Source organism: Nocardioides sp. P4_G10 (assembly GCF_056401175.1).
This window is the reverse complement of sequence record NZ_JBFUJV010000023.1, coordinates 59,711-71,151: the sequence shown is the minus strand read 5'-3', so window position 1 is coordinate 71,151 and position 11,441 is coordinate 59,711. Positions and strand designations below refer to the sequence as shown.

11 protein-coding genes and 3 tRNA genes are annotated in these 11,441 nt (G+C 71.5%); 4 read left to right on the top strand and 10 right to left on the bottom strand.

Translation table 11 applies throughout. The annotated features are described in order from the left end of the window. Nucleotides 1-96 precede the first annotated feature (96 nt). The 6 genes from AC1DP1_RS19550 to AC1DP1_RS19525 all read right to left on the bottom strand — a co-directional run bounded on the left by AC1DP1_RS19550 (nucleotide 97) and on the right by AC1DP1_RS19525 (nucleotide 5,914). Nucleotides 97-1,188 (bottom strand): Glu/Leu/Phe/Val family dehydrogenase, encoded by a 1,092-nt coding sequence (locus tag AC1DP1_RS19550; RefSeq protein ID WP_477508248.1) that lies wholly within the window; start codon nucleotides 1,186-1,188, stop codon nucleotides 97-99. Nucleotides 1,189-1,306: 118 nt separating this feature from the next. After that, on the bottom strand, nucleotides 1,307-2,641 hold the full coding sequence (locus AC1DP1_RS19545) for a hypothetical protein (RefSeq protein WP_477508247.1): 1,335 nt from the start codon (nucleotides 2,639-2,641) through the stop codon (nucleotides 1,307-1,309). A 90-nt stretch (nucleotides 2,642-2,731) separates the two neighbouring features. After that, nucleotides 2,732-2,805, bottom strand: a tRNA-Phe gene (locus tag AC1DP1_RS19540). A gap of 47 nt (nucleotides 2,806-2,852) precedes the next feature. Next, nucleotides 2,853-4,187: a sensor histidine kinase gene (locus AC1DP1_RS19535; protein WP_477508246.1), complete on the bottom strand. Its 1,335-nt coding sequence runs from the start codon at nucleotides 4,185-4,187 to the stop codon at nucleotides 2,853-2,855. Beyond that, on the bottom strand, nucleotides 4,184-5,296 hold the full coding sequence (locus AC1DP1_RS19530) for a cytochrome P450 (RefSeq protein ID WP_477508245.1): 1,113 nt from the start codon (nucleotides 5,294-5,296) through the stop codon (nucleotides 4,184-4,186). The genes AC1DP1_RS19535 and AC1DP1_RS19530 overlap by 4 nt, the downstream gene beginning before the upstream one ends. A 228-nt stretch (nucleotides 5,297-5,524) precedes the next feature. Then, nucleotides 5,525-5,914, bottom strand: coding sequence for a response regulator (locus tag AC1DP1_RS19525; RefSeq protein ID WP_477508244.1), 390 nt, complete (start codon nucleotides 5,912-5,914; stop codon nucleotides 5,525-5,527). A 172-nt stretch (nucleotides 5,915-6,086) separates the two neighbouring features. Between AC1DP1_RS19525 and AC1DP1_RS19520 the strand changes: the two genes are divergently transcribed. From AC1DP1_RS19520 to AC1DP1_RS19510, 3 genes are all read left to right on the top strand, one after another. Next, nucleotides 6,087-6,159 (top strand) — tRNA-Glu (locus tag AC1DP1_RS19520). Nucleotides 6,160-6,258: 99 nt separating this feature from the next. Further along, a tRNA-Asp gene (locus AC1DP1_RS19515) sits at nucleotides 6,259-6,335 on the top strand. Between the two features lie 104 nt (nucleotides 6,336-6,439). Beyond that, nucleotides 6,440-6,793: a metallopeptidase family protein gene (locus AC1DP1_RS19510; RefSeq protein WP_300047496.1), complete on the top strand. Its 354-nt coding sequence runs from the start codon at nucleotides 6,440-6,442 to the stop codon at nucleotides 6,791-6,793. Nucleotides 6,794-6,800: 7 nt separating this feature from the next. On the opposite strand, the gene AC1DP1_RS19505 is transcribed toward AC1DP1_RS19510, so the two are convergent. From AC1DP1_RS19505 to AC1DP1_RS19495, 3 genes are all read right to left on the bottom strand, one after another. Further along, complete coding sequence (locus AC1DP1_RS19505) at nucleotides 6,801-7,133, bottom strand: fluoride efflux transporter FluC (RefSeq protein ID WP_477508243.1); 333 nt, start codon at nucleotides 7,131-7,133, stop codon at nucleotides 6,801-6,803. A gap of 126 nt (nucleotides 7,134-7,259) precedes the next feature. Then, nucleotides 7,260-7,661 carry a fluoride efflux transporter FluC gene (locus AC1DP1_RS19500; RefSeq protein ID WP_457189593.1) on the bottom strand — a complete coding sequence of 134 codons (402 nt, stop codon included), beginning with the start codon at nucleotides 7,659-7,661 and terminating at the stop codon, nucleotides 7,260-7,262. Beyond that, nucleotides 7,658-8,590, bottom strand: a complete 933-nt coding sequence (locus AC1DP1_RS19495) for an ATP-binding protein (RefSeq protein ID WP_477508242.1) — start codon at nucleotides 8,588-8,590, stop codon at nucleotides 7,658-7,660. The genes AC1DP1_RS19500 and AC1DP1_RS19495 overlap by 4 nt, the downstream gene beginning before the upstream one ends. 224 nt (nucleotides 8,591-8,814) lie before the next feature. Here AC1DP1_RS19495 and AC1DP1_RS19490 point away from each other — a divergent pair, with 224 nt between their 5' ends. Further along, nucleotides 8,815-10,302: an NAD(P)/FAD-dependent oxidoreductase gene (locus AC1DP1_RS19490; protein ID WP_477508241.1), complete on the top strand. Its 1,488-nt coding sequence runs from the start codon at nucleotides 8,815-8,817 to the stop codon at nucleotides 10,300-10,302. A gap of 24 nt (nucleotides 10,303-10,326) precedes the next feature. On the opposite strand, the gene AC1DP1_RS19485 is transcribed toward AC1DP1_RS19490, so the two are convergent. After that, nucleotides 10,327-11,415, bottom strand: a complete 1,089-nt coding sequence (locus AC1DP1_RS19485; protein ID WP_477508240.1) for a phosphatase PAP2 family protein — start codon at nucleotides 11,413-11,415, stop codon at nucleotides 10,327-10,329. Nucleotides 11,416-11,441 lie beyond the last annotated feature (26 nt).

The following is an 11,441-nucleotide window of genomic DNA, read 5'->3' as shown; positions in this document are numbered from 1 at the left end:
GTTCCTCGCGCTGGTTGCGCGAGGAACCGCCCGGTCGGCGTGCTGGTGCGCGAGGAAGTGCCCGGTCGGCGTGCTGGTGCGCGAGGAAGTGCCCGCTCAGCCGAGGTGGATGCCGCGCAGGCGGCCGACCTCGCGCATGCGACGCTCCGCGAGCCGGTCGGCGGCCTCGGCCGTGGTGACCCCGTCGGCCTTGGCGAGCTCGAACACCCGGCGGGTCGTCTCGAAGATGCCGGTCGCGCGCTGGTGCGCGCGCTCGAAGGAGAAGCCCTCGAGCTCGTCGGCGACCTGGATGACGCCGCCGGAGTTCACGCAGTAGTCGGGGGCGTAGAGGACGCCGCGCTCCTCGATCTGCTTCTCGATGCCGGGGTGCGCGAGCTGGTTGTTGGCCGCGCCGCAGATGATCGTGGCGCGCAGCACGTCGAGCACCTCGTCGCTGATAGCGCCGCCCATGGCGCACGGGGCGTAGACGTCGATCTCGCTCGCGACGAGCTCCTCGGTCGTGGCGACCGCGGTGACCTGCGGGAACTGCTCGCGAATCGCCTCGACCGACGGCGCGTGGACGTCGGTGACGACGACGGTGGCGCCGTCCTCGATCAGGTGGCGGACCAGGTGGCGACCGACCTTGCCGACGCCGGCGACACCGACGGTGCGTCCGGCGAGGGTGGGCTCGCCCCACGCCTGCTCGGCGGCGGCGCGCATGCCCTGGAAGGTGCCGAACGCCGTCAGCACCGAGCTGTCGCCCGCGCCACCGTGGGCGACGGTGCGGCCGGTGACGAAGTCGCACTCGCGCGCGATGTGGTCCATGTCCTCGCTGAACGTGCCCACGTCGCACGCGGTGAAGTAGCGCCCGCCGAGCGACTGCACGAAGCGGCCGTAGGCGCGCAGCAGGGCCTCGGTCTTCAGCTCGGCCGGGTCGCCGATGATGACGGCCTTGCCGCCGCCCAGGTCGAGGCCGGCGAGCGCGTTCTTGTAGGACATGCCGCGCGAGAGGTTGAGGACGTCGACGATCGCGTCGTCGGTGCTGGCGTAGGGGTAGAACCGCGTCCCGCCGAGGGCCGGACCCAGTGCAGTGGAGTGGATGGCGATGATGGCCCGCAGGCCGGTCGCGCGATCGTTGCAGAAGACGACCTGCTCGTGCTCGCTGCCGAGCTCGAAGACGTCGACGCCGGAACTGGGTACTCCAGACATGCTCATGGGTCCTTTTCTGGTGGGTGCGGCCGCGGGGTGTGCGGACCTGGTCAGTGCGGTCGAGGGGTGGTGACCGCCGTCACCTCAAGAATAGTCCCGCGAGAACGCCCGGACCGCATCACTGCGACCGCATCACCACGAGGTCGCCGTGGGTGCCGTAGCCGAGCAGCTTGCCGCCCGCGGCCCGGCCGTTGAAGGTGACCATCAGCCACCGGCCGTCCACCTGGGCGACCGTCGGCCACGGCAGGTTGGTCGGGTAGGGCGCGTCCAGCGTCCCCGTCTCGGTCATCGTGAGGTCGTACGCCGGGAAGCGGGCGCGCTGGCCGCGTCGGGAGTCGCGTCCGTCGCTCGCCAGGACCGCCATCCGGCCGTCGACCTCGACGAGCGTCGTGCCCTCGGTCGACGTACGGTCGCTCGCGGCGCCCAGCAGTCGCAGGTCGTCGAGCGTCGGTCCGGCGGCGACGGCCGGGTGGAAGTCGAAGAACCGGCGCGCGCTGACGAAGCCGACCAGCCACTCGCCGTCGCGCCGGACGAGGTGGGGGTCCCACGTGGCGATCGAGTCGAGCCCGTCGACGGGCAGCGGCAGCTCGCGGGTGTCGAGGACGTGCGCTCCCCGCAGGAGGTCGGTGCGCGACTCGGCGAGGGTGACCCGCAACCCCGATGGCGTACGCCGACCCGCGCGGGTCGTCGGCGCCTCGAAGTCGCCCCACGTGCTGGTCGCCACCAGCCAGCCGCCGTCGGTGCGGACGAGGTGGGTGGCGTGGTCGCCGAAGACCCCCGGCCGGTCGGGCCTGCGGAAGAACAGGTCGGCGGAGTGCGTGACCTCGAGTGCGTCGGGGTCGAAGCGCCAGACGCTGGTGTGGGCGGTGTCGAAGAACCCGGGACCCGCCGATGTCGCCGTCAGCCACAGCGTGCCGTCGTCGCGGACCGGGCGGCCGTCCTCGCCGGTGACGAAGCGGGTGTCGCGCAGGCCCAGCTGGCCGAACCCTCCCGCGGTGCCGGCGCCGACGGGGAGCTCGACCCGCATCCCCGCCAGGGCGACCTCGTCGCGGGGGTCGACCTGCGGGCCGGTGCCGCTCGCGACCTCCCGCAGGTCGTGCCGGGCTCGGGCGACCCACCCGGCCGACTCGCGGCTCCAGGCCGTCACATGGGTGCCGGTCAGGCTCACGCCGAGGCCGGTCGGCTCCTCGGCGCGGTGGAAGCGGCGGCTCCGGAGCGTCCCGGCACCGGGGACGTCGAGGGACACGGATCCGTCGGTCAGGGACGCCGCGAAGCGGTGCTCGCCGAGGTGCAGCGCCACCGGACCGTCGAGACCGGTCGTGGTCGCTGCGACGTACGGCGCCACGGCCGGCATCGCGACCTCGCCCGCCTGGTCGGTGTCGACCTGCACGGAACCGGGTGCGACCAGGTCGACCGGGCGCAGCCGGCGGACGATCTCGAGGCGGGGGAGCACCGGCCCATCCTGCCGGGAGGTCGTGCCGGCGCGTCGGCGGGCACGCAGAAGGGCCCCGGTCGGGACGTGACCGGGGCCCTTCTGTGCTTGTGGGCAGGGGCGGGGTCGAACCGCCGACCTATCACTTTTCAGGCGATCGCTCGTACCAACTGAGCTACCTGCCCAAGCGGGGACGAGAATACATGAGCCCCGCGGGCGGACGGCAATCGGCTCAGTCGCTCCGTGGGACGTAGGCAGGGAGCTCGAGCCAGAACGACGAACCGGTGCCCGACGTCGACTCGCCGCGGACCGCGCCGCCCTCGCGCTCGGCGATGGTGCGCGACAGCGACAGGCCGAGCCCGCTGCCCTGCGTGGTCGGCGCCGCGAAGCGGACGAACGGCTCGAACGCGTGCTGGAGCTGCTCGGGCGTGAGACCCGGACCGTCGTCGCGGACGACGATGCGCACCATGGGCTTGGCGCTCTCGCCGACCAGCGCCTCGGCGGTGAGGTGCACGGAGCCGCCGGTGGGGCGGTGGTGGGCGATCGCGTTGCCCAGGAGGTTGGCGAGGACCTGGCGGACGGCCGAGGGGTGACCCCACGCCGCCAAGGACGGATCGACCACGGCCTGCATGTCGACGCCTGCGGTGCGCGCGGGGGTGCGGTGCCAGTGGATGACGTCGGCGACCGCGTCTGCCAGCGAGATCTCCTGTCGCTCGTCGTCGGACGACATGGCGCGGCCCGCGCCGAGGAGGCTGTCGACGATGGTGAGCAGCCGCTCGCAGGAGCGCACGATGACCGGCCCGTCCCGCTTCATGCCGGTCGTGACGTCGTCGGCGGTCCCGTGCTCGGCGTCGTCGAGCAGGCCCTCGGTGTAGCCGAGGATCGCGGAGAGCGGTGTACGCAGCTCGTGCCCCACCGCGCCGAAGAGCTGCTGGGTGGCCATCTGCGCCTCCGCGCCAGACTCGATGGCCTCGGCCAGCGAGCGCCGGGACTGTTCGAGGGTGAGGCGGGCGACGATCACGGCGTTCAGCAGCTTGAAGTCCGCAACGAGCTCGGCCGGCCACTCCCCGGCGGTGCCGCTCGCGGCGGACAGGCTGCCGTACATGTCGCTCTTGGACATGAATGCCGACGCGGCGAGGCTGCAGATACCAGTACGCAGCAGCTCGGACCGGTCCTGGGCTGCCTCGTCCGGGAGGCGGTCCCGGTCCAGGATGACGACAAGCTCGCCGGCACGTGCGTGACGCGACATCCACGGCATGCTGAGGGCTGCCTCAGGCCCGGCGTCAGGCGGCGGAAGCACCGACAGGGTCGTGTCAGGCGCGGCCCACTCACGGATCCAGGCGCGCCCGCCGAGCTCCTTCCAGCCCCGGGTGTCCTCAGGTCTGTATCGGGTGAGCACCGAGACGATCACGTCGACGCGGCCGTAGGTGAGCAAGTGCCTGGATGCGAGGTCGATCGACTCGGCGACACTCGTCTCACCGGAGGTGATCGCCCTTGCGAGCTCCGCTGCCGCCGGCGACGTCGCCGCTGGGGCAGACGTGTCCTGGAGGACGGGGTGCTCGGTCACGAGGACGGCTCCGATCGGACTGCTGCGGTGAACCTGCAGGGCTCTGGAGAGATGCCCCGACTCTGGTCGATGCCTACATCCTCGCTCAACCGTAATTCGTGTCGCGCACCCCATGCCGCCAGCGCGACGAGGATCCCCATCCCGAGGTTGCGTCCGGGGCACGCGTGCGGGCCCGCGCCGAACGGCAGCCAGGCGCCCGGTCGGCGAGCTCCGCCTTGCCAGCGGTCTGCGTCGAAGTGGTTCAACGCACCGGCGTCGCCAGGGACCAGGTCGGCCACTCGGCCCAGCAGCAAGGGGCTGACGAAGACGACGCGACCCTTCGGGATCGTCGTCCCCCCGAGCTCCACCTCGCGTGTGGTGACGCGAGCGGTGAGCCAGGTGGGCGGGGTGAGGCGCAGCGTCTCCCACGCGGCGCTGGTCGGCTCGACGGCACGACGTTCCTGGGCGAGCCATGCCAAGAGGAACGCCCCGGCGGCGATGGGGACCTGGATCCCGGCCGCGAGCATGGTCGCCGCCTGCTGCGGGGAGAGAGCGACTGCTGGATCCGCGGCGAGTGCGTCGGCGAGGGCGTCCTCGAGAGCGACGCGGGTGTCTTGCTCCGTGCGACGGATGCGGCCCCAGCGCCACGGGCGCCGACGGGCGGCGATGACGGGGGCGAGCGCGTCGATCCATGCCAGGACGCGGTCGGCGACGAGGTCGCGGACGTCGTCACCCGCAGAGGGAAGGACGGCGGTCGTGGTCGATCGTGCGACGGGACGCCGCAGCAGGAGCATGGCGTCGTACGGCTCGTCAGGGCGCGTGCGTTGGTGCTCGGCCAGCGCGGCGGCCCACTCGCGTTCGAAGGTCGCGACCCCGCGAGCCACGTTCTCAGGGCCGACGGGTGTGAAGAGCGTGTGGCCCGAGCGGGTGTCGCCCCGGCTCTCGGACAGGTCCCCGGTGCGGTTGACGTTGCCGGGGAAGTCAAAGGACGCGGTGTCGGTGAGCACCTGCCGGGCCTGGTCGAGGCTCGTGGCGAGCCACGGTCCGCCGGACGCGAGCGCGGCTGCACTCTCCCGCGGGGCAGAAAGGACAGCGCCGAGCTGGCCGCCGGCCGACTCGACGCTGTCCATGTGACTCACTGTGGAGTGGTCACTTCTGTCGTACGCCGCAGGTGTCAGCGCGGGGGGGCCGGACGCCAGGCGTAAGGCATCTGGCTGACGGTGCGCTTGCGCTCGATGGCGGTGCGGATGCGGTTCATCATGGTGTTTCTCCAGGGTGGGGTGGACGGTGCACGCCGGGGTCGGCGTACAGGGGCACTACGCGGAGCTCGTCTCCCGTGGTGATGACAGGGGTCGGGGTCAGGACTCCAGGTCGCGCAGTGTCTCGGCGATCAGGTCGGTCAGCTGCTGGATGCGCAGCGGCTTCTGCATGACTGTCGTGATGCCGAGTTCTTGGAGGACCGCGCGGTTCTCGCCGGCCCAGGCGGAGATGACGACGATGCGCAGCGCTGGCGCCACGTCGGGCCGGTCGCGCAGCCAGCGCACCACCTCGACGCCCGTCATCCGAGGCATGGTCAGGTCGAGCAGCATGACGTCGAAGCGCTCGCGCTCCAGGGTGTCCACTGCGTCCTGGCCGTCGTACGCCGTCGAGGCGACGTGACCGGCCCGCTCGACCAGGCGGCAGAAGACGTCGCGAATGTCCTCGTTGTCATCGACCACGAGGAAACGCAGCTGCCGCTCGTCGCTCACGAGTCAAGATTAGTCAAACGTGTGGCAAGTCGTGTGGCGTCTGCCAAAACTTGTCCGCTGGTCGGGCAGTGATCCGTGTCGCTCCGGCCGCGGATCGACAATGTTTGGGAGCCCGGCAGCCGCTGCCCCTATGCTGGGCGCTGCTCGATCGGGTCCGTCCCGGACGAGCTGGGCCCCCATCGTCTAGCGGCCCAGGACCCCGCCCTTTCACGGCGGTAGCGCCGGTTCGAATCCGGTTGGGGGTGCGACTCGGCCGGGGTTTGACGCCGATTGGGTGTCACCGAAGAGCATGGGTTAGAGTTCCACCCGCTTCACCAGCACGACCGGAGAAGCAGCAGCATCCTGGCCCCGTAGCGCAGTTGGTTAGCGCGCCGCCCTGTCACGGCGGAGGCCGCGGGTTCGAGTCCCGTCGGGGTCGCCAACGCATGAGACGAAAGGGTGAGCCACCAGGCTCACCCTTTCGGTCATTTCGGCGCCGTACGACGACGCGGGTGGCCGTTTCGACGGCGCTCCTAGGGTGGGGGCATGCCGATCGACCTCGACCCCGCCGCGTTCGACGCCATGGTGGATCGGGCCCTCGACGGCCTCCCCGACGACCTCGCGCGGCTCGTGGACAACGTCGTCGTGCTCGTCGAGCCGGAGGCCCCCGCGGACGACCCCGACCTGCTCGGGCTCTACGACGGGCTGGCGCTCACCGAGCGCCCGGCCAACCACGCCGGCATGCTGCCCGACCGGATCCTGCTCTTCCGCGGCCCACTGCTCGACATGGCCGACACCGTCGAGGACCTCGAGGAGGAGGTGCGCATCACCGTCGTCCACGAGGTCGCGCACCACTTCGGGCTCGACGACGGGCGCCTCCACGAGCTCGGCTGGGGCTAGCGGTCCGTCAGGTCAGGCCGGCGCCGACCGCATAGCCGAGGGCGCAGGCCGCCACCGCCAGCACGGTCGTGGCGACGACGTAGCCGGCTGCCGCCCGCGCCGGACGCTCGACGGCCTGCACGGCGAAGGTCGAGAACGATGTGAAGCCACCGCAGAAGCCCGTCGCGAGCAGCGCCCACGCGGCCTCGCCGAGCGACAGTGCGGCGAACAGGCCGAACAACCCCGAGCCGACGGTGTTGACCGCGAGCATCCCGCCGGGGACGTAGCCGTCGCGCCGCGCGACGACGTAGCGCAGCGGAGCGCCGACCGCGGCGCCGAGGGCGACGAGGAGCACCGTCATGCGGGGTCCCCACGACGTTCTTCGGGGGAGCGAAGCGGAGGAGAAGAACGTCGTGGGGTGCTCAAGCGGGGTCCCCGCGGCGTTGTTCGGGGGAGCGAAGCGGAGGAGAAGAACGTCGTGGGGTGCTCAAGCGAGGGCCTCCTCGGGCTCGGAGCGGCGGGCGAGGTGCTGGCCCAGCGCGGCGGCGGAGAGTCCGGCGGCGAGGGTGAGGGCGAGGTAGGCGCCGGCGACGACGACGTGGCCACCGGCGGCGAGGTCGCGCGTCTGCCCGGCCCAGGCCGACACGGTCGTGAACCCTCCGAGGACGCCCGGGCCGAGGGTGGCCGCGACCCGGGGCGATCGGCGTACGACGGCAAGGACGGGCAGCACCCCGAGGACGAACGCCCCGACGACGTTGATGGCCAGCGTGGGCCAGGGGAACAGCGTGTCGGGCGCGGCGACGTCGACGAGGTGGCGCAGCACCGCTCCCACGGCACCGCCGACAGCGACGAGCAGGACGTCGACGGCCCGGATCGGGCGGTGCGTCACCCGACCCGGCTCGTGGACGACGACGCCGAGCCCGGGTTGCCGTCCCACGGCCGGGCGGACGCACCGTCGAGCTGGTGGACCAGCTCGGCGAGCAGCCAGTTGTGCAGCGCGCGTTGGCGCGGCGTGCGGGCCATCGACAGCAGTCGCTCGGCCCGGCAGAAGGCGTCGGCGACGTCGAACATCTCGGTCATGGTCACGAAGATGGGGCCCGCCTCGCGGACCATCGGGAACGAGACGTCGACGCGGGGCACGCCGCGCGCCTCCGCCTCGGTGATCTGGTCGCGGAAGGTGTCGGGGAACTGCCGCTCGAAGTTGGCGAACATCGACGTCAGGTCGCCGGCGAGCGGGTAGTCGGACTGGTGCGAGAGCGACAACAGGCGCAGCTCGCGGCGCAGCTCGTGGTACTGCCGCTTGAGCGAGGTGTAGAGCGGGACGTCGATGCGGAGCAGGCGTACGTCGACCGCGCCCTCGCTGGTCGGCTCCGGCGGGGTGCGGTCGTGGTGGTCGATGACCCACTCGACCGACCCGGCGTCGGTCATCTCGGGCGCCGGCTCGAACCAGACGATCTTGCCGTCGGACTCGATCGTCGCGCCCCAGGCGACGGCGCACTGGGCGACCATCGACAACCCGCGCCCGAAGGTGAGCAGCAGGTCGAGGTCGTCACCCTCGACCGGGGTGGGCGGCACCGGGGGACGTGGTGAGCCGTCGACCACCTCGATGCGCGGGTGGGAGGCGGTGCCCCGCACCCGGACCTTGTAGGGGGCAGCCGCGTGCAGGATCGCGTTGGCCACCAGCTCGGAGACCCCCAGCTCCGCGCACTCGACGAGGTCGGACCGGTCGAGGCGCTCGCAGACATCGCCGACCCAGCGACGCGCGTCGGCCGCAGCGCGCGGCGAGGACGCCAGCGTCAACTCGGAGGTCAGCGGCACTGGGACTCTTTTCAACGGGGTGAGGGCCGGGGTGGACAGTCCAGTGGAGCCATGATTGCCCAGGAGCGGGTGGTTCAAACCTCGACGATCACCATAGTTCTTCGCGAGTCCGGGTAGTGGTGTGAGCAAGGCGACGCGCCCGGCGTTTCGCACCGGGCACGCCCGAGGAGGAGAATGAACGTGGCAGTGGACGGTACGACGCACCATCGACCCCAGGAGCTTCCATGACCTCGCCCGCGACGCAGTCCGCACGACACAAGGTCGTCGTGATCGGGTCCGGCTTCGGCGGTCTCTTCGGCACGAAGGCGCTCCGCCACGCGGACGTCGACGTCACCGTCATCGCGAAGACGACGCACCACCTCTTCCAGCCGCTGCTCTACCAGGTCGCGACCGGCATCCTGTCGGAGGGCGAGATCGCCCCGCCCACGCGCGAGGTGCTCAGCTCGCAGGACAACGCCACGGTGATCCTCGGCGAGGTCACCGACATCGACCTCACCGCCAAGACGGTCACCTCGCAGGTGCTGGGTCGCGACACCGTGACGTCGTACGACTCGCTGCTGGTCGCCGCGGGCGCCGGCCAGTCCTACTTCGGCAACGACCACTTCGCCGAGTTCGCGCCCGGCATGAAGAGCATCGACGACGCCCTCGAGCTGCGCGGTCGCATCTTCGGCGCCTTCGAGATGGCCGAGCTCGGCGCGACGCGCGGCGACGACGTGGACCACCTCCTGACCTTCGTGGTCGTCGGCGCCGGCCCCACCGGTGTGGAGATGGCCGGACAGATCGCCGAGCTCGCGCACCGCACGCTCCGCAAGGACTTCCGCGCGATCAACACCCGCACCGCACGCATCGTCCTCATCGACGCCGCCGGCCAGGTGCTGCCGCCCTTCGGCAGCAAGCTCGGCGAGAAGGCCAAGGGCGAGCTGGAGAAGCTGGGCGTCGAGGTGATGCTCGGCGCCATGGTGACCGACGTCGACGAGCGTGGCCTCGACGTGAAGTTCAAGGACGGCCACACCGAGCGGATCAACTCCGTCGCCAAGATCTGGGCCGCCGGCGTGCAGGCCAACCCGCTCGGCAAGACCCTGTCCGAGCAGACCGGCGCTCCGCTCGACCGCGCCGGCCGCATCGCGGTCAACCCCGACCTCACGCTGCCCGGCCACCCCGAGGTGTTCGTCGTCGGCGACATGATCGCGCTCGACAACCTCCCCGGCGTCGCGCAGGTCGCGATCCAGGGTGCGAAGTACGCCTCGAAGGAGATCCGCAACCGGATCGAGGGCAAGCAGCCCCAGCCGCCGTTCAAGTACTTCGACAAGGGCTCGATGGCCATCATCAGCCGCTTCGACGCCGTCGCGATGGTCGGCAAGCTCCGGCTCACCGGCATCGTCGCCTGGCTGATGTGGCTCGGCGTCCATCTCGTCTACCTGACCGGCTTCAAGAACCAGGTCTCCGCCCTGATGCGCTGGGCGATCACCTTCGCCAGCAACAACCGCTCCGAGCGCACCACCACCGAGCAGCAGATCTTCGCTCGGGCGGCGCTCGCGCGACTGCGTCGCGGTGCGGCCGACCTCGTCTCCGACCCGGGGATCTACGACGCCACCCGCACGATGATGGAGGAGACCCGTCGCCAGGAGCTGGAGGCGGCCGCCGCCCGCGAGGCCGAGCTCACCGACTCCGGTGTGCGCGGCGTGCCGGCCGACCGCGTCGGCGGCGCCTGACGTCGTACGACGGTTGTCCGGCCCTCAGCCTGCCACGGCGGGCTGGGGGCCGTTCTCCGTCTCCGTTGGTGTGCCCCGCCGGGACGGGAGGTGGTTGCCGGTGACGCGGGCGGCGAGACGGAACGCGACGACCGCGATCGCGGCGCCGGCCAGGTCGTCGGCGATGTAGTGCCAGCCGAAGTAGAGCGTCGCGACGACCGTCAGCGCGAAGTTGACCCAGAAGACGGTGCGGATCACCTGGCTGCGGACCGTGTGCTGCGCCATGAGCGCCCAGAGCAGGGCGATGGCGGTGTGCAGGCTCGCGAAGCCGGCGACGCCTTGGTAGTCGCCCTCGCCCCACAGGAACCCGTGACGCGAGTAGACCAGGGAGTCCATCAGGTCGGAGGTGCCGTTGGGGATGAGGTCGCTGGTCAGCCAGGGGTACATGATCCCCGGGCCCAGCGTCGGCAGCAGGTAGTAGGACACCGTGCCGAGCGTCCATGCGATCCCTTGCGCGGTGACGAACCACCAGCCGTGGCTGATGTTGCGTGACCAGACGAGCCAGACGGTCACCAGGATCGCCACGAGGGGGATGTAGGCGAGGTAGACCGCGGACAGGACGTGCGCCGAGACGGCGGTCCCGAAGAGGTCCTGCGTCAGGGTCGCGGGGTCGTGCCCGAGCAGCAGGAGGCGGTCCAGCACGCGCAGCTCGCTGTCGTACTTCATGTCCCGCACCAGCGGCAGCAGGGACTTGAGGTTGCGGTAGGCGACGTAGACGACGTAGAAGCCCGAGATCCCGACGACCACGAGCTGCAGCCGCGCGCGGGTCCAGTGCGTGCGCACGCGGTGCCGGACCGCGGCGACGGTGCGGGCGGGGTCGAGACGTCCCTGCCACAGCGCTCGGGGGAGGAGGTCGAGGACGATCGCCGTGAGGCACAGCACCGGGAGGCGGACCCACGACGGCCCCAGGAAGCTGCCCTCGGGGTCGGCCACCGGCCGATCCAGCATCCAGCTGGCGACGAACGTGACGGCCCCGATGAGCGCCGCGTTGGCCACCAGGAACGCGTAGGGCCGGTGCTCGCTGCCTCGGCTCCCGGTCGTTGCGTCGAGGGCAGCAGGCGATGGCGCGGACATGTGACTCCGGTGGTGCAGGGCGGGCG